Raw genomic sequence first — 24,639 nt, forward strand, 5'->3', positions numbered from 1 at the left:
GCTAAATTTTCATAAAAAATTCTTTATAAATGATAAACTTTCAGATTGGCTGATTTGGTTTACGATCAAAATGTGACGGCATAAATGATGGGTCGTTGGATGGTGTTTATGGGAGGTGGCGTATTTTGTTACAAAATTATAACTCACAGAAAAAATCCATAAAATACAAAGGGTTAATTTTAAATAATATCAAAAATTTGCTGTAAGATGGACGCTTAATTTGCAAAAATAGCGTGATTTTGTTAAGGTTAGACTGCTGTAATTTATGGTTAATTTTTAAATTTGTTTAGTTAATCACCTAAAAATGATGATTTTTGCAAGATGTTTTTGAATATTTGAATTTATGAATGGATGAGTATTTTGTATTGTGTTTTTAAATTTAAGTATTTTATGGAAATCTGAATAAAATCATAAGGAGAAGATCAATGAATGTCGATAATGAAAAACCCACCGCCGAAGAACGGCAGCTACAAGAGGACAGGGCGCTGATGGATGAGGGGCTTACCACCAAAAGATTTTTGGTGTTTCCCAAGGTCAGTCGCCCTGTTTTTATCATCTCAATGCTGCTGATTGTGGCATTTATGGTGTTTGGCTCGCTGTTTACGGAGTTTGCTGGACAGCTGTTTGGCGATTTGCAAGCCTTAATCACCAAGCACTTTGGCTTTATGTTCATCATCTTGATGAATGCTGCCTTGGTGTTTTGTGTGTATGTGGCGCTCAGTCGTTATGGCGACATTCGGCTGGGGGCGCAGACCGAGACGCCTGAATACAGCTTTGGCTCGTGGATTGGCATGCTGTTTTCGGCGGGGATTGGTATTGGGCTTTTGTACTGGGGTACGGCTGAGCCTTTGTATCACTTCGTGCAGCCGCCGATGGCTGAGCCCAGCACCGTTGAGAGCGCCAAAGAGGCGATGCAGCTGTCGTTCCTGCATTGGGGGCTGCACGCATGGGCGGTGTATGCACTGGTGGCGCTGTCTTTGGCGTATTTTCATTACCGCCGTGGGCTGCCGCTGTCGATTCGCTCGGTGCTATTTCCCATCATTGGTAAGAATATTTATGGCAAATGGGGTCATGCGGTAGACATCTTGGCGGTGTTTGGTACGATGTTTGGTGTCGTGACTTCGCTAGGCTTGGGGGTGATGCAACTTGAAACAGGGCTTGGACAGGTGTTTGGCATTGAGCCTAGCTTGGTGTTTAAGGTCGCCTTGATCGCAGGCATCACGGCGTGTGCGGCATTCTCGGTGATGGCAGGGCTTGATAAGGGCGTGAAGCGGCTAAGTGACATCACCATCATCGGTACGCTTGTCATGCTGGCATTCATGATCGTCACAGGTCCGACGCAGTTTATCTTAGACAGCTTTGTGGAGAATGTGGGCAATTATGCTGGCGATCTTGTTACTTTGGGGCTTTGGAATGAAGCTTATATGGACAGTAGTTGGCAGGCGTCTTGGACGATTTTCTACTGGGCATGGTGGGTGAGCTGGTCGCCATTTGTGGGGATTTTTATCGCTCGTATTTCAAGAGGTCGTACGATTCGAGAGTTTATCTTTGGCGTGCTGTTTGTGCCAATGCTGCTGTTGTTTTTGTGGTTTACGACTTTTGGTGGCGTGGCGATTCACATGGAGCTGATGGGCGACTATGGGCTGTCGGCGGCGGTGCTAAACGACTCAGGCAGTGCGATTTTTAAATTCATTGAATACTATCCATTCACACAAGGCTTAGTGGTGGTGATTTTGGTGATGATTGTGCTGTGGTTTGTGACTTCGGCAGACTCAGCCAGTCTTGTGGTGGACATGCTTACTGCTGGCGGCGACACCAATCCACCGAAAATTCAGCGCCTGTTTTGGGTGACTTCTGAGGGCATGATTGCTGCGATTTTGATGGCGGCAGGTGGATTGTCTGCGCTACAAGCGGCGGCGATCGTGGCAGGCTTGCCATTTGCCTTTGTCATCTTTGTGATGATGTACTGCCTGATTCGTGGTCTGGGTCGAGACCGATTGACCTTGTATCGCAACACCCAGTGGTACATCACCGAAGAGTCGGCAGAGCATAACAGTGCCAATGAGATGGTGGATGAGCATTTGCTCCCCGGTCCGCCACCGACAACAGACAAGACGGAGTAAGGCATATCAATTAAAAATGCCAAAAAAAATCGGGCGGTTTAGGCTGCTCGATTTTTTTTTTGATTTTTAAGTTTTTGGTGGTTGGCAGCAAGGTGGGCTGTTAAAAATCCGCCCATTTTTCTTTGTCTTTGAACATACATTCATCAAAGACCACGCACGAGCCGCATTTTGGACTTCTTGCCATACAAGTATAGCGGCCGTGCAGGATTAGATAGTGATGAGCATCAACCAAAAACTGTTTGGGGATTCGCTTCATCAGGGCTTTTTCTACCGCCAGCACGGTTTTGCCTGTGGCAAGTCCTGTACGATTGCCAACACGGAAAATGTGCGTATCCACCGCCATCACAGGCTCGCCAAATGCGGTGTTCAAGACGACATTGGCGGTCTTTCGCCCTACACCAGCCAGTGCTTCAAGCTCGGCTCTGGTGCGTGGTACTTGACCGCCGTGTTTTTTTAGCAAATCTTCACAAGTTTTCATCACATTGGCAGCTTTGGAATTATACAGTCCGATGGTGCTGATGTAGCTTTTTAGCCCATCAAGCCCCAAATCTAGGATTGCCTGCGGTGTGTTGGCGACAGGGAATAGCTTGTCGGTGGCGATATTGACGCTTTTGTCGGTGGCTTGTGCTGAGAGCATCACGGCGATGAGTAGCTCAAAATCGCTAGAATAGTTCAGCTCGGTAACAGGCTCTTTGATGTGTTGGGATAATTTTTGAAAAAACGCCAAGCGTTTTTCATCATTCATCGGACGAGAGGCAGGCGTGTCGGCGGTTTTGGCGACGGTGAGCTTACTGGCTTTGCCAGAGGCAGCAGTGCTAACGGCTTTTGAGATGGCTTTGGATTTTGGTTTTTTGATGTCGGTCATAAAATGGGGTTTGGTAAATTTGGTTTAAAATTGGCAGAAAAATTTACATTATTATAACATGGCTGATGATAAAAAATGGATTCTAAGCATTGGCAAAACTAAAATTTGTCATCGATGAATTAAAATGGGTTGCAATTTTTGACGTTTTCAAGTAAGTTTTTAAGTAATTTTTAGGGTGTTTTTAAGCTGTTTTTAAGATATTGTTTTATGATTTATGTTTATTTTGACAAATTGGCAAATATCATCGCACAAGCAAATATTGCGCAAGACAATCTGCAAAAATCTCAAATAAAATCAATGCTTTTTAGTCATAGACATCAGATTTTAAGCCAGTTTTGCTCGCAAAATCATCTGCCTGTGCCAGTATATGCCAAACAATCGCATGGCAAGCCTGTGGTGACAAACAGTCCGCTTGCGTTTAATCAATCACACAGTGATGATGATTATGCGCTTGTGTATTCATTGTCTGTACAAAGATTGGGCGTGGACATTGAGGGTGTTCATCGGCAGGCGAATTTTGAGCCGTTGGCAAGGCGGTTTTTTCATGCAGATGAATATGCACTTTGGCAGGCGAGTGGATGCGATCGTGTGCTGTGGTTTAAGATTTGGACGATTAAAGAAGCGGTGTTAAAGGCAAGTGGTCTGGGCATTCGCATGCCACTTCGTGAGCTCAATGCTCAATTTGCAAGCGAGCGACAGGGCGAGGTTGTTCATGAGAAAATCGGTCGTTATCGCTTTGAATGTGTGATGGTGGGCGAGTGTGTGCTGACGGTGGCTTATGAGGGGTGTGTGCAGGCGTGGCAGTTTGTCAAATGACTGAGCGCCCAAATGCAGGCGCTCACTGTGATAAAAATGTGGTTTATAGTCCGATTTCACCGATGAATGGCAGGTGGCGATATTTTTGATCATAATCAAGCCCGTAGCCAACGATGAAACGATCTTCCACTTCAAAGCCCAAAAACTTCACTTCCATCTCAATTTCACGGCGAGAGGGCTTGCTGACTAGGGTGCAAAGCTCGATGGAGTTTGGATTGCGGGTTTGTAGAATCTCAACGACCTTTGACAGCGTGCGTCCAGAGTCGATGATGTCTTCGACGATCAGCACATCTTTACCTGAGATCTCGCTGTCCAAATCTTTTAAAATCTTGACATCGCCGCTGGATACGGTGGTCTTATTGATGTAGCTTGATACGGTCATAAAATCCAGCTCGTGCGGCTTGTCGATGGCACGGCACAAGTCTGCCATAAAAATCACCGAGCCACGCAGCAAGCCGACCAAGATTAGCTCTTTGTCGCTGTTTTGGTAGTGTGCGTTGATGGCGGCGCCAAGCTCTTTGACCTTGTGGGCGATGTCTTCGGCTGTGATCATGACATTCATGGTTGGTTGTGTATTCATTGCGATATTTTATTAAAAAAAAGTTTATTTTAGTGCATTGTGTCAAAATTAGCAAGCGCCTGCTTTCTAAAAGCTACTGTGAAGCACCGCCATCTCAGACAGGGCAAACTGCCGCACATCGTTTAGCATCGTCGTGTCAAAATTGTGAATAAAGGCAAACGAAAGCTTGCGGTCAGGGTCGCAAAAAGCCACCGAGCCATTATAGCCCATGTGTCCATAGGCATTGGGCGTGTGCTGTATGCTAAATAGTCGATGAAAGCCTGTCCGCCAGCGCATGTTGGCAGGCATCACCGCATCAAAGCCATCGACCTGCACACGGCGCAAATCTGCCATGACAGCAGGGGAGATCAGTATCTGATCTTGCCATACGCCGCCATTTGCGTGCATGGCGTAAATCAAAGCTAGGGCATGGGCGCTGGATACGCCATTGGCAGCAGGGATTTTGGCGCACATTACTGACGGGCTATAATACTCCACGCCATCTCGTCCATTGGGCATGAGGGCGTTTTTGTAGTTAGTAAGATTCATCTTGGAGGTGTCAAAATACAGACGGTTGATGTTGGCGGTACCAAGAAGATTGGTGCTGCCAAGTGCATCTTGCCACAGCTTAGCGGCAGGCAGCTTTGACAGCGTCTGTACGGTCTGTGGGCTGTCTGGCTTTAAAGTGGGTTTGCGCTTAGTGTCAGGCACGCCTTCAAAATAACGCACCGGTCTTGCCACCTCATCGACCTTATCATAAGGAAGCTCATAATAAATCTGCCCGACCATGCCAAGTGGCTTGGCAAGATGCTCATCGAGCACCGCCTGCAAACGCTGACCTGTGACACGCTCAATCACATGACCCAAGATCCAGCCTGAGACAAGGGCGCTGTATGCACTGGCATAGCCATGCTGTTCTTGACCTTTTGGGATATCAGGACTCATCGACGCCACAAGCTCGCCCATCGCCTGCCAGTCGGTCAAGTCATCGACAGACTGTGTCAAATTTGCAATATTAAACAGCCCAGCGCTGTGCGTGAGTACTTGGCGCAGTGTGATGTTTTGTTTGCCATGATTGGCAAATGCCGCCCAATACTGCCCAATCGGTGCGTCATAATCGATGATGCCTTTTGATACCAAGATCGCCACCAGCGTCGCCATCACGCCCTTGCCGATGGAAAAATTCACCGAAAGCGTCTTGGTCGTCCATGCGTCATTGATGGTGGCGTTGCCAAAGGCTGTATTGACCACTTCTTTGCCATCTTGATAAATGACGAGCGCACCGCCTGCCGTTGGTTCGTCGAATTGTAGCTGTTCTAGCACTTGGGGGAAATCTTGCCAGCTTGTCATGAAGCACTCTTTGTTTGGGGTTTGGAAACAGTGGGGCTGCCATCAACACAAAAACTGGAAATTAATCCAGTCTTTGAGCGTTGGATTTGTGCATGATCACAAAAAAGTAATGCGACCTTGCAGATGTGGCTTGTCTGTGCCTGCTGCATACAGCGCAAAGCTGCGACCATCTGTCTCTTGGCGTGCCACAAAATCAATCTTAGAAGGCAGAAAAATCGGCGTTTTGAATGATACATCCACTCGATAAGCCTTGGGCAAATCATGAAACTGAGCGATGCTTGCCGCCTTTGACCACATGCCATGCGCAATCGCACGAGGAAAGCCAAAAGCTCTCGCCGACAGCGGATGCAAGTGAATCAAGTTAAAATCACCAGAGACGAACGCATAGCGACGACCGATGTCTTCAGGAATGTTGATGAGCTCTGCCCAGTGGTTATCATCAGGTTCAAGGCGTGGGGCTGGCGTTTCGATGCTTTTAGCCTTGGCACGCTCTTCGGCGCTTTTTTTCTGGCGAGAAAGGTAGGTGGATACGCCTTCCCACACCAGCTCGCCGTCGATGGTGGCTGTCGTCACGAAATCAAACTGCTGCCCTTTGTCATGCGCTCGCAGATTTGCCAGACGCACCGAGAGTGTCACAGACTCGCTGTCGTAGATGACTCGATACTGGGTGACGCTGTTTTCAAGATGCACCAAGCCAAGCATGGCAAAAGGAAAATCTGGCTTTGCCATCATGTTCATCTGCAAAGTCTGAGACAGCACGGCATAATAAGTTGGCGGCACACGACCGTCATTGATGAATCCGCAGATTTTGCGGTACTCTTTTAAGTTATGCTCATCAATGGCAAGATGATCCACTTGATACACCGACTCTGGCAAATCACTCGCCTTATTATCGCCAATGGGAATCAAGCTTTTGATGACATTGGCGTAAGTGGTGTGCATTTTTGGCAATTCTTTAAAATGTTGTTCTGCCATACGATACCTATTGTTAAGTTTTTTTTGAAATGTTAATCATCGATGCGGTTTAGGCGCCAAGCAGGCTTTGACCGCAAACTCGTACGACATTGCCATTAAGACCGCAGGCTTTTGGTGACAGCAGCCATGAGATGGTCTCTGCCACATCGACAGGCTCGCCGCCTTGGCTCATGGAGTTCATGCGTCTGCCTGCCTCTCGAATGGCAAACGGAATCAGCCCTGTCATCTTGGTCTCGATGAAACCCGGTGCGACAGCATTGATGGTTTGGTTGGTACCTTCAAAGGCTTTGGCGGTCGCCTCGACCAAGCCGATCACACCTGCCTTGCTCATGGCGTAGTTGGTCTGACCCAGATTGCCCGCAATGCCTGAGATGGACGAGACGCAGACGATGCGTGCGCTGTCGCTAAATCCTTGGTTGTTCATCAGATGGTCATTGATGGTGTGGATGGCTTTTAGGTTGATGTTCATCACCAGATCCCATTTGTCCTCGCCCATGTTCGCCAGCGTCTTATCACGGGTAACGCCCGCATTATGCACGATGCCATCTAGCGCGCCACACGCTTTGACAATCTGTTCGGCAGCGTCTGGCGCTGTGATGTCAAGCGGCAGGGCGTGAGCGCCTAAGTTGCCAGCGACTTTTTGTAGCTCAGACAGGCTTTGAGGCACATCCAGACAGTATAGCGTAGCGCCATCACGAGCCAGCACTTGTGCCACTGCCGCACCGATGCCACGAGAGGCACCTGTGACGAGAATTTTTCGACCTTGTAGTGGCTTGTTTTCATTGAATGCCACGACATTTACTTCACCGCCTTTTTTGATAAAAATAGGCTGACCTGACACATAGGCAGACTTTGCTGACAAGAAAAATCTTAGTGCGTGGTCGAGGTGTGACTCAGCACCCATTTGCGTATAAAGGACATTGGCAGTGATGCCTTTTTTGAATTCTTTGCCCACTGATTTGGCAAAGCCTAGTAGGGCACGCTGAGCCAAGGCAAAGCCGATGTCATCTGCCGTGCAGCACTCAGGGCGAGCGATGATGATCACACGACCAGAGGCTTTGATACGGCGAGCAAGCGCATGGAAAAATTCATACACCGCTTTGAGTCCGTCTGTGTCTTTGATGTTGGTGGCATCAAAAATCGCCACTTTAAATTTGGCATGGTCATCAGCAAGTCTTTCACTAAGCTGTTCACTGGTGGTGATCTTGGCGTCGAGATTGGCAAGCAGGCTACCGATGGCGTCTGCCACCGAAGTATCCTCGCCTGCCGTTTTGCCAAAGGCGACCTCACCACGCAGCACAGGCTGACCTGACTCATAGCGGTCAAGCTTGATGGGCATGGGCAGCCCTAGGTTTTTGGCGACTTTTTTGCCCAGTGGAGACTGTACCAATTCACCATAACGATCGCTCATAAGATTGTCCTATTATCCTTAAAAGTGTATGTCATCTGTCATCAAAGCCTTAAGTCCATGATGAACTTGGGATCATCTGCCGTAAACTTTGGCGTTGGGTTGTGGCTTTGCATTCATTTTAATACTGCTTTAATTGTCATGCTGCTTGCGTCAAGCTTGGTCTTTAAAATTTACAACGACATTGGCATGACTCAGCTTGGCATAACCATACAAAAAGCATAAACACCTACATTCTAACACAAAAAATCAGCCTTACCACCCATTTATCATCGCTTTTTGTGTACTGGTCGGTATTTGTTTGCGTGATTTGCCAAAATTTTGTTACAAATTACATCAATCTTTTTGCATCAATCTTTGGATTTTGATAAAAATAATGCTAAGCTAGTGGGGTGTTAAGACTGAGTGTTTGGGCTTTAAACCACCGATTGAACAGCGGATTTTAACAATATTAACAATGAACAACCCCTAAAATTTCACGATCACAGATCGCACTTGATTCAAGGAGAATCTTATGACCATCAAAAAAGTCGCCATCTTAGGTGGCAATCGCATTCCCTTTGCCCGCTCAAATGGCGCTTATGCCGACGCCAGCAACATCGACATGCTAAGCGCTGCCTTAGATGGCTTGGTGACACGCTTTGATCTGGCTGATAAAGAGATCGGCGAGGTGGTGGCAGGCACGGTGCTAAAACACAGCCGTGACCTAAACCTAACCCGTGAGTCTGTGCTAAATACCAGGCTTTCTGCCACGACGCCTGCCTATGACATCTCGCAAGCGTGCGGCACAGGTCTTCAGGCAGCTTTTGCGGTGGCAAACAAAATCGCACTTGGCATCATTGATAGTGGCATTGCAGGCGGTACGGACACGACTTCTGATGCACCGATTGCCTTAGGTGATGGCATCAGAAAGCCACTGCTGCGCTTAAATACTGCCAAAGACGCCAAGGCAAAACTTGCCGCACTAAGCACCATCAATCCAAAAAAACTACTGGCGTTTCCTGAAAATGGTGAGCCACGCACCCGCCTATCTATGGGTGAGCACCAAGCAATCACTGCTTTGGAGTGGGACATCACTCGTGCTGATCAAGATGCACTCGCCTATGCCAGCCATCAGAACTTGGCTCGTGCTTATGAAGAAGGCTTTTTTGACGACCTAATCACCCCTTACAAAGGCGTCAGCCGTGATAATAATTTGCGTGCCGACACCACCCTTGAAAAACTTGCCACCTTAAAGCCTGTCTTTGGCAAGAAAAACGCCAATCCAACCATGACCGCCGCCAACTCCACGCCACTGACTGACGGTGCGTCTTGCGTGCTTTTGTCCAGTGATGAGTGGGCGCAGGCAAATGGCTATGAGCCTTTGGCGTACATCACGCATCAGCAGACGGCAGCTGTGGATTTCATCGGCAAAGAAGGCTTGACCGAAGGGCTGCTCATGGCGCCTGCCTATGCCGTGCCAAAGATGCTACAAAGAGCAGGACTGACCTTGCAAGACTTTGATTTTTATGAAATTCATGAGGCATTTGCTTCGCAAGTGCTGTCCACTTTGGCGGCATGGGAAGATGAAAAATTCTGTAAAAATCGTTTGGGCTTGGATGCGCCGCTTGGCTCAATCGACCGCAGCAAGCTCAATGTCAATGGCTCAAGCCTTGCCGCAGGGCATCCATTTGCAGCGACAGGTGGGCGCATTCTTGCCACTGCTGCCAAGCTACTGGCTCAAAAAGGCTCGGGTCGTGCGCTCATCTCCATCTGTGCAGCTGGCGGTCAAGGCGTTACTTGTATCTTGGAGCGCTGATTAGCCTGTATTTGCTTTAAGCTTAAGCATATGATAAGCATTTAATAAAAGCATGCCTTAGGGCGTGCTTTTTTGTGGCTTATTTATGACTTAAAGTCGTCTGATAAATTGTATGACTTTTGTTAATTTTTCACTTTACATTTGTACATTTTTTAGGTATGTTATTGCAGATGTATGTCTGGAAGTTTAAACACTTTTGGTGTTTTTTAGTGTTTTTTCGTGTTTTAAAATTTTCTTAACAGTAAATTTATCATCTTTTTAGGAATAACAACTCATGTTATGGTTCTTTTTCTGTGTGGCGGTGCTTGTCATTGGCTACTTTGTGTATGGTAAGGTGGTCGAAAAAATTTTCGTCATCAATCCAAATCGTGAAACGCCCGCCTACACGATGGCGGATGGCGTGGACTATGTGCCGATGTCAAAAGGTAAGATTTGGCTCATTCAGCTGCTGAATATCGCTGGCACAGGTCCGATTTTTGGTCCGATTTTGGGTGCGCTGTATGGGCCTGTGGCGATGCTTTGGATCGTGCTTGGCTGTATTTTTGCTGGGGCGGTGCATGACTATATGTGTGGTATGCTGTCTGTGCGTAATGGCGGTGCAAGCATGCCGTACTTGACGGGTAAATACTTGGGCGCCATCCCTAAGCACTTCATCAATCTTTTGGCGGTGGTGCTTTTGGTGTTGGTGGGCGTGGTATTTGTGGCAAGTCCTGCGCAGCTGCTTAGCTCCATCACGATGGATGTCTTTGGCACGACGGCGACGGGCGCCATCTCGGTGGACAATGCTGAGAGTGTGAGTGTTGCCGCCACCGATGCTGCCAATACGGTCTTTGGCATGACCAAAGAGGGCGTCATCATCGCTTGGACGACCATCATTTTTGTGTATTACATCGTCGCAACCTTGCTACCGATTGACAAAATCATTGGGCGTGTTTATCCATTCTTTGGCGGTCTATTGCTGTTCATGTCGCTTGGCATGACTTATGGCTTGGTTGCCAATGAATTAGGCACTGCTCAAAGCTATTTTTATAGTAGCATGGGCGGTCTGTCTGTCGAGGCATTTTTCCAAAACTTCCAGCCCAAAGGCGATCTGCCCATCTGGCCGCTGCTATTTTTGACCATCACCTGTGGTGCTTTGTCGGGCTTTCACGCCACGCAGACACCGCTGATGGCTCGCTGCGCCATGAATGAATCGGAAGGGCGCTTTATTTTCTACGGTGCGATGATTGCCGAGGGTATCATTGCTCTCATCTGGTGTACAGTGGGTCTGTCGTTCTATCCTGATTTGGTGTCGCTACAAGAAGCCATCGCCGCAGGTTCGCCATCAAAAGTGGTCTATGACAGCTCGATTGCTTACCTAGGTGCGATTGGCGGTGTATTTGCTGTGCTGGGTGTAGTGGTATTACCGATCACTTCGGGTGATACAGCTTTCCGTGCCGCTCGCTTGATCATTGCAGAGTTTTTGAACATGGAGCAGCGCACTTTGATGAAGCGCCTCATGATCGCCATTCCGCTGTTTGTGATTGGCTTTGTCGTGTCAAAAGTGGACTTTCAGATTCTATGGCGCTATTTTAGCTGGGCAAACCAAACGGTCGCTGTCGTGATGCTTTGGACTGCCGCAGGCTATTTGTATCGCTATCGCAAGCTACATTGGATCTGCACCATTCCTGCCATCTTTATGACTGCCGCTTGCGCAACTTTCTTAGCCTATAATAAGATCGGCTTTGGTCTGGATTATACGCTGTCGCTGTACATCGGTGCGGCTTTGACTGCCTTGATTACCGCTGCGTTTTTCTTGTTTGTCAAGCGTGAAGGCATCGCAGGCGATCCTGAGGCGCTGGTGAATCACAAAGCTTAACAGCCCTTAATGAAAAAATGCGAATCTTGACGGTTCGCATTTTTTTTTTGATTTGGGCGTCTTAAAATGATGGCAAGGCTACCTTTAAAGCCTTCAAGTCATAAGGACTACAAGCAGTTTGGCGGCTTGGGCAAGCCTGCAATGCGATTGACATGGCGAGCGACCAATCCTGTATTAAACAAGGCTTGCAGCTTGGCGTTGTTGATTTCATCGTCAGGCAGGGTTTGGCTTAGGTGTTTGATGAGTGGGCGTGTCGCAGGACTGTGATGATATTTGTCAAAAAATGCCCGCACTTCGCCCAAAATGCGATAGTGAATCTCATCAAGCGTCACATCCAGCGTGTCCGCCAATATTTGTGCCACCACAGGCGTCCAAAGCGTGTGATCGGTCAAATGCCCATCATCGTCTAAAGTCAATGTCAAATCTGCCATAACAACTCCCAACCCATCAAAACACCAGTACGCTGTCAAAATCTGTCGAACACACCGCATCCGTTGGCACAACCACATCGCCAATCACATCGTCCAAGCGAATGTCTGGGGCGAAATCTGCCCACGCTTTTGGTAAATCGTACAAATCCAGCGACTGAATCATGCCATAAATTCGGCTCTGTGGGTCATTTAACACCAAATGACTGCCATCTGTAAAATAAAATTGTACCTGATGATCAAAACTTGCCAAAGTAAAACCCAAAGCAATCGCTTCGTAGCCGATCAGCTCACTGTCTGAGCGGATTTGTATTAAGAATTTCATGATAAATCAACATGGTCAAATGATAAAAATGGATAAATTCGCCAAAGGCTTAGTGGGCGTGATTAAAATTGCATGACGGTGTCAGCACCATCAATCTGTAAGGCAAGCTCGGAAAGTCCCACCAAGCGAAACGGCGAACGCAAATTATCGCCGTCTAGGTGGTGGCGTTTGGCGTTGTCGCTGTCGGTAATGCCACGAGCCAAGGCGGTGCTGACACAGACGGGCAGGTCGAGCGAATATTCATCGGCAAGCTTGACCCATTCATCGGACACGCTTGGCACATCGGCGGTCTGCCACATCAGGCGGTTTGCGGTATAAGCCCCATCGCCATAAAAAAACACGCTAACATTTTGTTTTTGGTCTAGCAGGGATTTGGCGGTGGCGATGGCTTGTTTGGCGGTTTGGCTGTGTGGGTTTGCGGTAATGAGTAATAAAGTGGGCATGGCAATAAAATGTTTAGAAAAATAAAAATCTGCAAAATTGTGCTTATTATAGCGAATTTTTGGTGTAAAATGGGAAAACATTTTATTCTGTTTGTATTGTTTGTTGATTGAATTGCCATGACTCACTGTGTATTTACCCCAACGCAAAATCAGCTTCATCAGCTTTGGCTTGCCAGCCCCTTTGCTCATAAATTATACGAAAAACACACCGCTTTGGCTGAGGTGTTTTTGGGGGAGTTTCGCTTAGATCATCCGATGGCAGATGATGAATTTACGCAGTTGATTGAGCGGTTTGTCGGTGAGTCGGCGGAGCAGGGCGATGAGGCAGGCGTGATGGCAGCTTTGCGTAAACTGCGTCACCTACTCATGCTAAAATGGATTTGGCAGGATGCTTTGGGTGTGATTGCTCTTGAGACACTCATGCGTGAATTGTCGGTTTTTACCGATGCTTGTATTAAGTTTGCTAAGGATTTCGTCTATCAAAACTTAACAAAACGCTATGGCATACCCACTGTGATGGTGGATGGGCAAAAACAAGCGGACGAATTTGCCGTGATTGCCATGGGTAAGCTGGGTGCAATGGAGCTTAATTTATCCAGCGACATTGATTTGATTTTTATTCATAAGGGGCTGGGTGAGACGGACATTGGCCAAAAAAGCATTGAAAATCAAAAATTTATGACGCATCTGGGGCGTGGTATCATTCGGCTTTTAGATGAAGTCACGGCAGATGGCTTTGTATTTCGGGTGGATATGCGTCTGCGTCCGTGGGGCGATGGCTCGGCACTGGTGATGACAGCGCAGGCGTTGGAGAAGTATTTTAACCAGCATGGGCGCACTTGGGAGCGATTTGCTTGGCTAAAAGCTCGTGTGGTCAATGAAGTGTCGACACAGTTTTTGGATAGATTATTAAGCCTTCGTAAGAACTTTGTTTATCGTTATTATATTGATTATAGTGCTTTTGGGGCTTTGCGAGAAATGAAATCGTTGATCGTCGCTCAGCAGACCCAAAGGCAAGATTTGGATAATGTTAAGCTTGGCGTGGGTGGGATTCGTGATATTGAGTTCATTGTGCAGTCGTTCATGCTCATTTATGGCGGGCATGAGGCGGCGCTTGGCGAAAATCTGCCTTGCTTGGACGGCATACAGGCACTCTTGCAGTATGGCTATCTGGACGCCAAAGAGGCGGAGGACTTGGCGGGTGCTTATCGTTTTTTAAGGCGGCTTGAACACGCCATTCAAGCTCGTCATGATGAGCAAACCCAAAGGCTGCCACAAAATCCAGACGAGCTAAGTAGCATCGCTTGCGTGCTGGGTTTTGAGGATGTCGGTCAATTTCGCCAAGTGTTAGACACGCACCGCCATCGTGTGTCTGTGCCTTTTAATAGAATGATCACCGACCGCCAAAGTCCTGCGCAGGATTTGGATGATGCCAAGACCACTTGGCAGACGCTCAAAGGGATTTTGAGCGATGAAAGCGTGCGTTTGTTTGAGGAATTTTTTGACTCAAAGCTGGTCAAGAGCTTAGATGCTGAGCCAAAATCTCGCCTGGATGCTGCCCGCCCCATCATTTTGCACGCTTTGCTTGAGCACGCTAAGAGTGATGGCGCACCTAGGGCGGATGTCGCTGTGCCTAGGCTGATTGCACTTTTGGAGTCTATCTGTCGCCGCTCAATTTATCTGGTGATGCTTGCGGAGAATCCAAACGCCACCATTGCGCTTGTGCCCATGCTCTCGGCAAGTCATTGGATCGCCAAAGAGCTTGCCTTACACCCCATGCTTTTGGATAATTTTCTACAAAAACGCTATTTGCACCTGCCAAACAAAGATGAGCTTGCTGATCTGTTGCGTCAAAGTCTGCTGCGAGTCGAGCGCTTTGATGATGAAAGCTATCTGGCAAATATTCGTTTATTCAAAAAAACGCAAGTCCTTGCGGTGGCGACTGCCGATGTGCTGAGACTTCGCCACATCATGAAAGTATCAGACAGCCTGACATTCATCGCTGAGGTGGTGCTTGAGTCCGCCATGCACCGAGCCTTTGATGAGCTTGCCGCCAAGCACGGCCATCCGCTATTACAAAGCGGCGAGCGTGCCTGCCCTGAGCGCATGGGCTTTGCCATCATTGGCTATGGTAAGCTTGGTGGCATTGAGATGAGCTATGCGTCTGATTTGGATGTGGTATTTTTGCACAGCATCAATGAGCAAGCCGACACCGATGGCGACAAGCCTGTCAGCGGCATGAAGTTTGCATCCCGTTTGGTGCAAAAGGTACTCAGCTATCTCACCACGCAGACTCGTGACGGTCGAGTGTATGAGCTGGACATGAGACTGCGCCCTTCGGGTAATGCAGGCGTGATGATCGGCTCGGTACAGGCGTTTGAGCTGTATCAGACTCAAAAGGCGTGGTCTTGGGAGCATCAGGCGCTTGTGCGGGCTCGTGGCATTGCAGGTGATAGGGCGGTGCTTGGGGTATTTGATGAGATTCGCCAAGCGGTATTGACCAAAGCGCGTGATGTCGAGCAGGTGCGTGTGGATGTACAAGAAATGCGCCAAAAAATGCAAAGTCATCTAGGGACGCAGGGCGATAAGACGCATCAATTTAACCTAAAACAGGATTTTGGTGGCTTGGTGGATATTGAGTTTTTGGCACAGTTTTTGGTGCTGGCACACGCCCATCAACACCCAAATCTTGCCATTTGGTCGGATAATGTGCGAATCTTTGAGGAAGTGGCAAAGACAGGACTCATCAGCGATGAGTGGTGTGATAAACTCACCCAAACCTACCTACTACTTCGTAAGACCACGCACGAGCTTGCCCTATCCGACAAGCAAATCATCGTGGATGATGAGCTGTGGCAAGAAAGCCGAGCCTTTGTGCGTGGGGTTTGGGAGAGGGTGTTGGGGTAAAATTTAAGGGTTTAGGCTTTGTCTGATGTGATCATAATACGAACCTTTTTTGCATTCTTTAATGTAGGTCAGCTTATGAATCTGCGTCTGTTTGCAAATTTGCTCAAAGTCGTGCTGATTAAATGGTTCATTTAGGCGACTGATAAGCAGATGGGGTAGGGTATCGTCCATCGGCAACATCACAGGCATCGTCCCACGCTCGGTCAAAACATCAAACATAATCTGAAAAAAGAAATAATGCGTGATGTGATTTTGTGTGTGCCAAAAATTAAGCATCAACTGCAAACTGTCGTACGCTAGGTTATTACCTTGTTTGGCGACGATAAAACTATTTAGAATATTTACATAATGATGCTTATGCCAACCAAAATAATCAGCATTAAAATTCTCCCAAAAGTCCTGATTGCCTGCATTTGGATGGCGAGAGAACATAAAAAAATCTTGTGCCAAAATCCGCTCATCAATCGGTGCTGTCAAAAGTATGGTCGCATCAACCCATACACCACCATAATGATAAAGCAAAGCTAAGCGTAAAATATCAGCAAAAAATGCTGGCTTAAACTGTGGATTTTGTCTTTTTTCAAATACAAAATCTGGAAATTCGAGATAATCAGACAGATTGTCATCATCCAGACGAATGACTTGATAATCGCCTTTGTATTTATCTACTGATTTAAAGCATAGCTTAACAATATCAGGCAAATCGCCATTGACGCCTTGCCCCCAATATTGCCAAATGATTTTTTGATGGGTAAATTGTTTTTTGGGTGTGATGGTGAAATGCGGGAGTTTATTTTGTCGATACAGCCCAATCAGCTCTTGCCAACATTCTGCCAGATGAGCTTGCTGAGTGAGTTTGGCTTGTTTTTCGGCAAGCTTTCTGCGATTTTTTGGTACAAAAGCATTATAAAACCACTTAAGCGGTTTTTGTTTATAACGCTGAATTTTTTGCATTGATGGTGTTAACTGGTCAAATTTTTCTATCAATGGCTGAAAGTTGGTTGTAGTTTGTGCCATATTAAATCAACCTATCTTTAATCTTTTCCCAAATTGAAATGTTAGAAGTTTGGTCGTATTTTTTGAATGTAGAAAACCATTGGTTTTTGCCCAAATAATTCAGCTGAAACAATTCTGGCTGATGGTATAAGCACATCATATAAAGCCCCTGATCATCATCAACAATGTTTAGTTTGAGTAATTGTTTTTGTTGGTCAAATAGCAATTTTAAGAATGCTTGCCATGCCTGCTGATTGGCGACAGTTACGCCACCGATGATATAAACCTTATTTTGAAAAATGCAATCCAAAACATCTTGCCAGCTTTTAGGTGCACTATTTTTGACAATACTAAAAAAATTGATTTTATTGTTATTAAAATCATATCGCCAATTACGGACATTATTTAGCGTGTCTTGTGAGCGTACATAGCCAAAATCAACCCAAGCTACCAAATTATTTTTAGCCAATTTTTCTTTGATGGCTTTATTGATAAAATAAGTTTTTAGATTGGTAACCAACACGTAATCAGCCGACCAATATTCAATATTATTTCGCAAATCTGGGTGAATTTGACCGATAAACTGCTTGTCCTGCTGTATGTTGGCAATCTTGTTTCTAAGATAGTGCAGTCTATTATGAAAATCAAATGCAACGACTCGTGTTGGTTTGCCTTGTCTTAATGCTTTGATTTTCTCGACATATTCTAGACTGGTAAAAATTACCATCTCATTTTCTAGTTGTGCCAGATTGGCAAAATATTCAAAATAAGTGTCGGTCGTTCTGCTCATATAGCTTGGTGCATTTTGTCTTTGAATATTGCCACGACCAATGTCAAAAAATGCGGTTACGATAGTGATGTTTGACATATCAAGCCTTATTAAATAGATGGTACTTAATTATTAAGCCAATTTTCGATAGATAGTAATGTATTTTTCTACCGTTATCACGATTCAGCTTTATCTCTTTTCTCTTAAGATTGTATAGTGCCTGCTTATAGGTTGGTTTATTTTTGTAAAGTGATAAAATTTGATGTTCAGCTTGAAACATTTTGGTAAAATTAGCAGACATATTATCATCGTGCTTACGATACTGTACTAATACATCTTCTAAAAAGACTACTCTATAATCGTTATCTAATAGTCTGAGCCATAGATACCAATCTTCAATCATGATGTTTTCATCAAACCCACCTATGTTTTTTATTGCGGATAGATGATGCATTTGGCTGGGGGCGAATAGATGATTATGAATCAAGGTTTCATCAAAATGATATTCTTTTTGTATTTGATTGGTGCGTCCCGTGATTGAGTTGTTGTGATTGATAAATTCAAGATTTGCAGAAACCGATGTAATTTTAGGGTTGTCTTCCAGATATTCTACTTGGATGCTAGATTTTTTTGGCAGCATCATATCGTCAGAGGCGATAATGCTAAGATATTTTCCTTGACACCATGTTAGAGCCTCATTTAATGTAGCGCACAGTCCTTTGTTTGGACGGTGATGGAATTTGAAACGCACAAATCTATCTTCGCAAAGCGGTTTCATTTGTTCAATTTTTTGCACGGAATTATCTTTTGAGCCGTCATCGATGATGATTAGCTCAATATTTTGATAATCTTGATCAATAATGCTATGAATGCAGTCTTGAACATAGTGTTCGTGGTTGTAGCATGGTATGATAATACTTAACAAGGGCTGCATTTAACTTCCTGGAATTTCTCTAATAAAATGAGCTGGTACGCCTGCAATAATTGAATTGGCGGGCATTGATTTTGTTACAATAGATCCATTGGCTATGACACAATTATCACCAATGCTCACTCCTTTTAAAATTGTTACATTATTGCCAATAAAAACATTATCTCCAATTTTAATATCAGCAGATAAATAATTGCTGTTTGTTCTGTTTTGGATGGCTAAACCGTGAAAATCGGAATTTATCGCAGTAAAATTTAGCCCGATTAAGCAATTTTTACCAATGTAAATATTTGCTTTGTCTGCAATAATTTCTACTTGATTATTAAAAATTGTTCCTGAGTTAATGCTGATGATATCATCATTATTTCTGGCTTCAATATATCCATAGGTACTGAGGAATTTTGGAGATGGAAATACGCCAAATTCAACATGATCAAGCTTTATTTTGCCATTACCAACAAATTGCACAGGCTGATTAAGTCGACAATTTTTTAAAGTTAAGTGTTTATTATTGGAAATGATTTTGTAAAATGCAATTCGCCATTTTTGATAATATTTCATCAGCTTATGAGCAATCTTATTTTTGATTTTTTTATTGAGCATTTTGGATACCAAATTGATTGCAAACGTCAACTACCTCTTGAACTTCCCTCATCGTCATCACAGGTGAAATTGGCAAGCTTAACACTTCTTTATGGATTTGTTCTGTAATTGGCAGGCATAAGTGATTAAATTCACCATATGCCTGCTGTTTGTGCGGAGCAATTGGATAGTGAATTAAGGTTTGTATGCCTCGGTTGCTTAGATATTCTTGTAATTGCTCACGGTACTGGGTGCGTATCACAAATAAATGCCAGACATGTTGTTCATCCTTAATCGGTTTTTGCGGCAACTGAATGTAAGGATTTTTGATATTATCCAGATAGTAATTAGCGATTGTTTGACGATGGATGGTTTCTTGCATCAAGTAATTTAATTTGGCGCTTAACATTGCTGCTTGGATTTCATCAAGACGGCTATTTACCCCCTGTATCAGGTTTTTATACTTTTGATGAGAACCATAGTTGCGCAAGGCTTTTAGCAAAGTCGCCAATTCATCGTCATCGGTTGTAATTACTCCTGCATCGCCCAATGCTCCTAAATTTTTACCAGGATAAAAACTGAATCCTGAGGCATGACCCCATGCCCCTGCTTTTTGGCTGTCAATGCTGGCAAGGTGAGCTTGGGCGGAATCTTCTATGACTAGTAAATTGTGCATATTGGCAATCTGCATAATTTCAGGCATCGGAGCAATTTGTCCATACAAATGCACCGCTAAAATGCCTTTTGTTCTATCGCTAATGGCATTTTTGATACTGCTTGGGCAAATATTAAAGCTGAGTGGGTCGGGCTCAACCAAAACAGGCGTTAAGTCGTTTTCGCTAATCGCCAAAATGCTGGCAATATAAGTATTGGCGGGCACAATGATTTCATCGCCTTTTTGCAATTTACCAAGTTCTTTATAGGCTCTCAAAATTAAAATCAATGCATCCAAGCCGTTTGCCACGCCAATACAATGTTTTACCCCACAAAGGTGTGCGAATTTTTGTTCAAAATTTGTTAATTCTTTGCCCATAATATACCAACCAGAGTCAATCACACGAGTGCAAGCGTCTATCAATTCTTGGCGGTATTGGGCATTCATTTGTTTTAAATCTAAAAAGGGAATCATTTTGTATATCCTTTGATATAAGCAGGATTGCCAACGACAATAGCATTGTCAGGCACATCTTTGGTAACAACTGCACCCGCTCCAACCATTGCATTTTTACCGACTTTAATATTCGGTAATAAAGTGGCGTTTGCCCCAATACTTGCTCCTTGTTCAATAATTGTGCTTAAAAATTTTTCTGGATATTGCTTGGAGCGCGGGTGTTTGTCATTGGTAAAGCTGACATTTGGACCGATAAATACATTTTCGGCAATATGTACACCATCCCAAATAAAAACGCCTGATTTGATGGTGGTATTATTCCCAATTTTGACATTGTTTTCAATTAGTGTATGAGCACAGATATTGCAGTTTTCACCAATTTGAGCATTTGGCAATATGACCGCATATTGCCAAATTCGAGTTTTTTGTCCAATGTTCTTTGATTGTACGTCAGCTAAATGATGAATAAAAGGGCGGTTAACATATCCCAAAAATTCATCATAATTACGAATATAATCACCTTCGTCATAATAATCACTTGCCAACACCAATAAGACGCAATCTTCTGAAAAATCGTGCATCTCGTGCCAAATTTCAGGTTCTACAATCAACCCTTCGCTTGGTTTGTTTAAGGTCATCCTCTCTTTTTGCTTGCCATTGTCTAGCAGCACTGAGCATTGTCCGCTGACACAAATTAAAACTTGATTCAGTTCTTTATGTGCATGAAATCCACGAGCGACATCGGTCTTGGTGCTAAAAATATAATAGACTCGTTTGATGTCAAAAGGGATGTTTTTGTATGACTCTAAGGCGACCAAGCCACCACGCTCATCGCCCAAGTTTTTAAAATCAATCAGTTTAATTAAGCTCATTTATCATCCACCAGTGAAAGCAGGTATTGTCCATATTCGTTTTTACTCATTTTTTGCCCAATAGATCTGAGCTCATCAGACGATAGCCAGCCGTTATTAAAAGCAATTTCTTCCAAACAAGCTACTTTATAGCCTTGGCGCTTTTGCAATGTTTCTACAAATTGACCTGCTTCTAGCAAACTGTCATGCGTGCCTGTGTCAAGCCACGCAAAACCACGCCCCAAAAGTTCCACTGTCAAATCACCACGGTTTAAATAAGCCTGATTGATGCTGGTAATTTCCAATTCCCCACGTTCAGAAGGTTTGACTTGTTTAGCAATCTCAATCACATCATTGTCATAAAAATATAAGCCTGTCACCGCAAAGTGTGATTTAGGACTTTTGGGCTTTTCTTCAATAGACAGCACTTTATTGTTGTTGTCAAATTCTACCACACCAAACCGCTCAGGGTCTTTGACTTGATAGCCAAATACAGTCGCTCCTTTGGATTTGGCTGCTGCGTTTTTTAGCATTGGGGTAAACCCTTGACCATAAAAAATATTGTCGCCAAGCACAAGGCAAACCCTGTCCTTATCAATAAATTTCTCGCCCAAAATAAAAGCTTGTGCCAAACCGTCCGGGCTGGGCTGGGCAATATAACTAAGATGTACGCCAAACTCCGAACCATCGCCGAGTAGTCGCATAAAACCATCTTGGTCATCTGGCGTGGTGATGATTAAAATATCACGAATACCAGTAAGCATCAGTACAGATAAAGGGTAGTAAATCATTGGCTTGTCATAAATCGGCAAAAGCTGTTTGGATACGCCTTTGGTGATCGGGTACAAGCGAGTGCCTGAGCCTCCTGCTAAAATAATGCCTTTCATTGTCTAGAATCCTATTATGATTTGTACTGCTTGTTGATCCAGTGGCGATATTCGCCACTTTGCACATTTTTAACCCACTCTTGATTTGCTAAATACCATTCTACGGTTTTGCGTATCCCGCTTTTAAAGGTTTCCTGTGGTCGCCAGCCTAGTTCACGTTCAATTTTACTGGCATCAATGGCGTAGCGCACATCGTGCCCTGCACGATCCTTGACATGAGTAATTAGGTCTTTGTAGTGCTTTACACCGTTTGGTTTGTTTGGGGCTAGCTCTTCTAACAATTCACATATTTCATGCACTACATCAATATTGCGCCGCTCGTTATGTCCGCCAATATTGTAAGTTTTTCCATTGTCTGCTTGGGTTGCCACGAGATATAACGCTCTGGCATGATCTTCTACAAACAACCAATCACGGATTTGTAAGCCATCGCCATAGATTGGCAAAGGTTTGCCGTTTAGGGCATTTAAGATGATAAGCGGAATAAGTTTTTCAGGAAAATGATAGTATCCATAATTATTGGAGCAGTTTGTGATTACCACGGGTAAGCCATAGGTGCGCCCCCATGCTCTGACTAAATGGTCAGAGCTGGCTTTGCTTGCTGAGTAGGGTGAGCTTGGGGTATAGGCGGTGGTCTCGGTGAATAAATCTGTCGTGCCATGCAAATCACCATAAACTTCATCGGTAGAGATATGGTGAAATCTGAATGTTGCCTTCTGCCTCTCGTCTAAATTATCATAATACTGGCGAGCAACTTCTAGAAGCATATAGGTGCCTATGATGTTGGTTTGAATAAAATCTGCCGAGCTTGCGATAGATCTATCCACATGGCTTTCCGCTGCCAAGTGCATAATAATGTCTGGGCGAAAGGTTTGGAACAAGTGGGTAAGTGCTTCTTTGTCACAGATATCGGTTTGACTAAACTGGTAACGTGAGCTGCCACTTACACTGACCAAAGACTCTAAATTGCCTGCATAGGTTAATTTATCTACATTCAATACATTGTCGGTTGTTTGAGTAATGATGTGACGGATAACGGCTGAGCCGATAAAACCAGCGCCGCCAGTAATTAGGATATTCACTTATCTAAACTCCACCATCTGTTTTGAATCTTTATCTTGATTGATTTGTTTAAACACTCGCCCAAACTCTCGCTTCACTTTTTGCAACAGGGTGCGTTTTTGTTTTTCGCTGTCCATTCTGGCTCGGCGTTCGGCATTGATGTCGCTTACCAAAGCGGTGTTTGGGTCAAGCCTATCGCTTTGAATGCATAGTGCTGGGCTGAGCTGGGCGATGAATATTGATTGATTTTCAATCATCTGAGCAAACATAAAATGATCGATGGCAATGATGTCATCGGCAGAGATATTTTTAAGAATTTTTAATAAATGATGGGCTGTATTTTTGTGAATGACATAGCCTGCCGTGCCAAGATTGGCGCTTAATAAAGGATAAACCTCTCTACCGTGATGGCTTGCGATCGCCTTGCCCAGATGTAGTTTTGGATAAAAATGCTCAATCTTAACCAAGCCAAACGCACCGCTTAGCCAGTCGGAACGATTTAAAAACAGATGGGCATTTTCGCCCAAATGCACATCATCTTCAAAGATGGCAAGCCACTCTATGTCATCATCAAGCAGTTTTTGCCACAGTGAAAGATGGCTTAAAAAACAGCCTTTTTCGCCATTGGCAAGGTGGTGGGTTTGTTTGATGTTATCAAATCCCAAACGGTCGCATACCGCATCAATGTCGGCAAAACTAACCGCATCAAAAAACTCAAAATCAATGCCTTGTTTACCAAATTCTTGGCAAATGTGCGTGCGTCTGTCATGGGCGGTGGCAAGACTGATGACGATATTTTTCATGATTTATACCTGATTATCCAGCATTTTTGCCAAAATGCAATCTGGAGAGATTTCATCCAAATTCAAATGTCTGATGGTTTCATTGTACAGATGCACGCAAACACTTTGATTGGTGATGGCGTCCTTGATGTCGATATTTGGGTCTAGCAGTTTGCCCGTTTCGTGATGTTGAATGGGGTATAGGACATCTACGGGCTGCACCAGATGGTTGAGTTGTAATTTATTGACATAGTGCGTGACGGCACTCGGACCTGTCACTCCCCAGCCCATCTTTCCTAAGGTGTTAGCATGACCAAATAGGCGTTTGATTTTCAGTCTAAGCTTATCATAGCCTGAATACCATTCGGGGGTAAAATAAGGCTGGCTGGTCAGATGAATCAAGATGTCAAGTAACTCGCTATCTTGGGGCAGGGCAAGAACGGCATTGCTGATGATACTGGGGTTTTCGTAGCCGAGCAGATAGCCATGATCTGGGAGTGTCATAGGTTTTAGGCAGTACACATCGCAATCCACATAAATGCCATTGCTGATTTGTTTTAGCATATTATAGCGAAAAACATCGGAAAACGGTGCATAGCTGCCCCTTTTGTGATGTCTAAAAATTTTGGATTTGCCCAAGATTTGATTGGCATCAAGCACATTGATCCCTTGGGGCAAGTCAGCCATCTCGTCATAAGCGTACAGATTGACTTGGTGTCCGTGCTTTAAAAAGGAAGTTAGGCAAGCTGATGAAATTTTCCCTAGACTGCCGCCAATCCATAGGGCATTAATGCTTGGTAATTGCTCATTCAT

General features: G+C 44.8%; 23 protein-coding genes. 5 read left to right on the forward strand and 18 right to left on the reverse strand.

Translation table 11 applies throughout. The annotated features are described in order from the left end of the window. The first annotated feature begins 488 nt into the window (after positions 1-488). Complete coding sequence (locus LU290_RS04690; protein WP_277809557.1) at positions 489-2,123, forward strand: BCCT family transporter; 1,635 nt, start codon at positions 489-491, stop codon at positions 2,121-2,123. Positions 2,124-2,223: 100 nt separating this feature from the next. Here the strand turns inward: LU290_RS04690 and nth are convergent, their stop codons facing one another. Then, entirely contained in the window at positions 2,224-2,868 is a 645-nt protein-coding gene (gene nth / locus LU290_RS04695) for an endonuclease III (protein ID WP_277809558.1), read from the reverse strand. Between the two features lie 327 nt (positions 2,869-3,195). On the opposite strand from nth, the gene LU290_RS04700 reads away from it, so the two are divergent. After that, positions 3,196-3,804, forward strand: a complete 609-nt coding sequence (locus LU290_RS04700; protein WP_277809387.1) for a 4'-phosphopantetheinyl transferase family protein — start codon at positions 3,196-3,198, stop codon at positions 3,802-3,804. Between the two features lie 43 nt (positions 3,805-3,847). On the opposite strand, the gene hpt is transcribed toward LU290_RS04700, so the two are convergent. The 4 genes from hpt to LU290_RS04720 form a co-directional block, all read right to left on the reverse strand. Continuing rightward, positions 3,848-4,366 (reverse strand): hypoxanthine phosphoribosyltransferase, encoded by a 519-nt coding sequence (gene hpt, locus LU290_RS04705; RefSeq protein ID WP_370688554.1) that lies wholly within the window; start codon positions 4,364-4,366, stop codon positions 3,848-3,850. Between the two features lie 84 nt (positions 4,367-4,450). Then, positions 4,451-5,713 carry a serine hydrolase domain-containing protein gene (locus LU290_RS04710; protein ID WP_277809389.1) on the reverse strand — a complete coding sequence of 421 codons (1,263 nt, stop codon included), beginning with the start codon at positions 5,711-5,713 and terminating at the stop codon, positions 4,451-4,453. A 96-nt stretch (positions 5,714-5,809) separates the two neighbouring features. After that, on the reverse strand, positions 5,810-6,688 hold the full coding sequence (locus LU290_RS04715; RefSeq protein WP_277809390.1) for a MaoC family dehydratase: 879 nt from the start codon (positions 6,686-6,688) through the stop codon (positions 5,810-5,812). Between the two features lie 49 nt (positions 6,689-6,737). Beyond that, positions 6,738-8,099 carry a 3-oxoacyl-ACP reductase gene (locus tag LU290_RS04720; RefSeq protein WP_277809391.1) on the reverse strand — a complete coding sequence of 454 codons (1,362 nt, stop codon included), beginning with the start codon at positions 8,097-8,099 and terminating at the stop codon, positions 6,738-6,740. A gap of 511 nt (positions 8,100-8,610) precedes the next feature. On the opposite strand from LU290_RS04720, the gene LU290_RS04725 reads away from it, so the two are divergent. Both LU290_RS04725 and LU290_RS04730 read left to right on the forward strand, forming a co-directional pair. Next, positions 8,611-9,894, forward strand: a complete 1,284-nt coding sequence (locus LU290_RS04725; protein ID WP_277809392.1) for an acetyl-CoA C-acetyltransferase — start codon at positions 8,611-8,613, stop codon at positions 9,892-9,894. 274 nt (positions 9,895-10,168) lie between these two features. Next, positions 10,169-11,752: a carbon starvation CstA family protein gene (locus LU290_RS04730; RefSeq protein ID WP_277809393.1), complete on the forward strand. Its 1,584-nt coding sequence runs from the start codon at positions 10,169-10,171 to the stop codon at positions 11,750-11,752. Positions 11,753-11,859: 107 nt separating this feature from the next. On the opposite strand, the gene LU290_RS04735 is transcribed toward LU290_RS04730, so the two are convergent. From LU290_RS04735 to tusD, 3 genes are all read right to left on the reverse strand, one after another. After that, positions 11,860-12,174 (reverse strand): TusE/DsrC/DsvC family sulfur relay protein, encoded by a 315-nt coding sequence (locus LU290_RS04735; protein ID WP_277809559.1) that lies wholly within the window; start codon positions 12,172-12,174, stop codon positions 11,860-11,862. A gap of 25 nt (positions 12,175-12,199) precedes the next feature. Next, positions 12,200-12,505, reverse strand: coding sequence for a hypothetical protein (locus LU290_RS04740; protein ID WP_277809394.1), 306 nt, complete (start codon positions 12,503-12,505; stop codon positions 12,200-12,202). A gap of 62 nt (positions 12,506-12,567) precedes the next feature. After that, positions 12,568-12,948, reverse strand: coding sequence for a sulfurtransferase complex subunit TusD (gene tusD, locus LU290_RS04745; protein WP_277809395.1), 381 nt, complete (start codon positions 12,946-12,948; stop codon positions 12,568-12,570). Between the two features lie 117 nt (positions 12,949-13,065). Here tusD and glnE point away from each other — a divergent pair, with 117 nt between their 5' ends. Beyond that, complete coding sequence (gene glnE, locus LU290_RS04750) at positions 13,066-15,855, forward strand: bifunctional [glutamate--ammonia ligase]-adenylyl-L-tyrosine phosphorylase/[glutamate--ammonia-ligase] adenylyltransferase (protein WP_277809396.1); 2,790 nt, start codon at positions 13,066-13,068, stop codon at positions 15,853-15,855. Between the two features lie 3 nt (positions 15,856-15,858). On the opposite strand, the gene LU290_RS04755 is transcribed toward glnE, so the two are convergent. The 10 genes from LU290_RS04755 to LU290_RS04800 form a co-directional block, all read right to left on the reverse strand. Then, positions 15,859-16,809: a capsular polysaccharide synthesis protein gene (locus tag LU290_RS04755; RefSeq protein ID WP_277809397.1), complete on the reverse strand. Its 951-nt coding sequence runs from the start codon at positions 16,807-16,809 to the stop codon at positions 15,859-15,861. A gap of 64 nt (positions 16,810-16,873) precedes the next feature. Next, positions 16,874-17,719 carry a WlaTC/HtrL family glycosyltransferase gene (locus LU290_RS04760; protein WP_277809398.1) on the reverse strand — a complete coding sequence of 282 codons (846 nt, stop codon included), beginning with the start codon at positions 17,717-17,719 and terminating at the stop codon, positions 16,874-16,876. 1 nt (position 17,720) lies between these two features. Next, positions 17,721-18,554, reverse strand: coding sequence for a glycosyltransferase (locus LU290_RS04765; protein ID WP_277809399.1), 834 nt, complete (start codon positions 18,552-18,554; stop codon positions 17,721-17,723). After that, entirely contained in the window at positions 18,555-19,154 is a 600-nt protein-coding gene (locus LU290_RS04770) for an acyltransferase (protein WP_277809400.1), read from the reverse strand. Beyond that, positions 19,144-20,262 carry a DegT/DnrJ/EryC1/StrS family aminotransferase gene (locus LU290_RS04775; protein WP_277809401.1) on the reverse strand — a complete coding sequence of 373 codons (1,119 nt, stop codon included), beginning with the start codon at positions 20,260-20,262 and terminating at the stop codon, positions 19,144-19,146. Before LU290_RS04775 ends, LU290_RS04770 begins: the two co-directional genes overlap by 11 nt. Next, the gene (locus LU290_RS04780) at positions 20,259-21,116 is read right to left on the reverse strand and encodes a WxcM-like domain-containing protein (RefSeq protein ID WP_277809402.1); all 858 of its coding nucleotides are present in this window, start codon (positions 21,114-21,116) and stop codon (positions 20,259-20,261) included. Before LU290_RS04780 ends, LU290_RS04775 begins: the two co-directional genes overlap by 4 nt. Then, complete coding sequence (gene rfbA / locus LU290_RS04785) at positions 21,113-21,982, reverse strand: glucose-1-phosphate thymidylyltransferase RfbA (RefSeq protein WP_277809403.1); 870 nt, start codon at positions 21,980-21,982, stop codon at positions 21,113-21,115. Before rfbA ends, LU290_RS04780 begins: the two co-directional genes overlap by 4 nt. A 14-nt stretch (positions 21,983-21,996) precedes the next feature. Then, positions 21,997-23,064, reverse strand: coding sequence for a dTDP-glucose 4,6-dehydratase (gene rfbB, locus LU290_RS04790; protein ID WP_277809404.1), 1,068 nt, complete (start codon positions 23,062-23,064; stop codon positions 21,997-21,999). Beyond that, on the reverse strand, positions 23,065-23,847 hold the full coding sequence (locus LU290_RS04795) for a glycosyltransferase family 25 protein (protein WP_277809405.1): 783 nt from the start codon (positions 23,845-23,847) through the stop codon (positions 23,065-23,067). Between the two features lie 3 nt (positions 23,848-23,850). Further along, positions 23,851-24,639 (reverse strand): glycosyltransferase, encoded by a 789-nt coding sequence (locus LU290_RS04800; protein ID WP_277809406.1) that lies wholly within the window; start codon positions 24,637-24,639, stop codon positions 23,851-23,853.

The sequence above is a fragment of the Moraxella nasibovis genome (genome assembly GCF_029581575.1).
GTDB lineage: Bacteria > Pseudomonadota > Gammaproteobacteria > Pseudomonadales > Moraxellaceae > Moraxella > Moraxella nasibovis.

Bases quoted from the DNA above. Each gene is read 5' to 3' on its own strand.
- LU290_RS04690 (WP_277809557.1), top strand. From the start codon at position 489: ATGGATGAGGGGCTTACCACCAAAAGATTTTTGGTGTTTCCCAAGGTC.
- nth (WP_277809558.1), bottom strand. From the start codon at position 2,868: ATGAATGATGAAAAACGCTTGGCGTTTTTTCAAAAATTATCCCAACAC.
- LU290_RS04700 (WP_277809387.1), top strand. From the start codon at position 3,196: ATGATTTATGTTTATTTTGACAAATTGGCAAATATCATCGCACAAGCA.
- hpt (WP_370688554.1), bottom strand. From the start codon at position 4,366: ATGAATGTCATGATCACAGCCGAAGACATCGCCCACAAGGTCAAAGAG.
- LU290_RS04710 (WP_277809389.1), bottom strand. From the start codon at position 5,713: ATGACAAGCTGGCAAGATTTCCCCCAAGTGCTAGAACAGCTACAATTC.
- LU290_RS04715 (WP_277809390.1), bottom strand. From the start codon at position 6,688: ATGGCAGAACAACATTTTAAAGAATTGCCAAAAATGCACACCACTTAC.
- LU290_RS04720 (WP_277809391.1), bottom strand. From the start codon at position 8,099: ATGAGCGATCGTTATGGTGAATTGGTACAGTCTCCACTGGGCAAAAAA.
- LU290_RS04725 (WP_277809392.1), top strand. From the start codon at position 8,611: ATGACCATCAAAAAAGTCGCCATCTTAGGTGGCAATCGCATTCCCTTT.
- LU290_RS04730 (WP_277809393.1), top strand. From the start codon at position 10,169: ATGTTATGGTTCTTTTTCTGTGTGGCGGTGCTTGTCATTGGCTACTTT.
- LU290_RS04740 (WP_277809394.1), bottom strand. From the start codon at position 12,505: ATGAAATTCTTAATACAAATCCGCTCAGACAGTGAGCTGATCGGCTAC.
- tusD (WP_277809395.1), bottom strand. From the start codon at position 12,948: ATGCCCACTTTATTACTCATTACCGCAAACCCACACAGCCAAACCGCC.
- glnE (WP_277809396.1), top strand. From the start codon at position 13,066: ATGACTCACTGTGTATTTACCCCAACGCAAAATCAGCTTCATCAGCTT.
- LU290_RS04755 (WP_277809397.1), bottom strand. From the start codon at position 16,809: ATGCAAAAAATTCAGCGTTATAAACAAAAACCGCTTAAGTGGTTTTAT.
- LU290_RS04760 (WP_277809398.1), bottom strand. From the start codon at position 17,719: ATGTCAAACATCACTATCGTAACCGCATTTTTTGACATTGGTCGTGGC.
- LU290_RS04765 (WP_277809399.1), bottom strand. From the start codon at position 18,554: ATGCAGCCCTTGTTAAGTATTATCATACCATGCTACAACCACGAACAC.
- LU290_RS04770 (WP_277809400.1), bottom strand. From the start codon at position 19,154: ATGCTCAATAAAAAAATCAAAAATAAGATTGCTCATAAGCTGATGAAA.
- LU290_RS04775 (WP_277809401.1), bottom strand. From the start codon at position 20,262: ATGATTCCCTTTTTAGATTTAAAACAAATGAATGCCCAATACCGCCAA.
- LU290_RS04780 (WP_277809402.1), bottom strand. From the start codon at position 21,116: ATGAGCTTAATTAAACTGATTGATTTTAAAAACTTGGGCGATGAGCGT.
- rfbA (WP_277809403.1), bottom strand. From the start codon at position 21,982: ATGAAAGGCATTATTTTAGCAGGAGGCTCAGGCACTCGCTTGTACCCG.
- LU290_RS04795 (WP_277809405.1), bottom strand. From the start codon at position 23,847: ATGAAAAATATCGTCATCAGTCTTGCCACCGCCCATGACAGACGCACG.
- LU290_RS04800 (WP_277809406.1), bottom strand. From the start codon at position 24,639: ATGAATGAGCAATTACCAAGCATTAATGCCCTATGGATTGGCGGCAGT.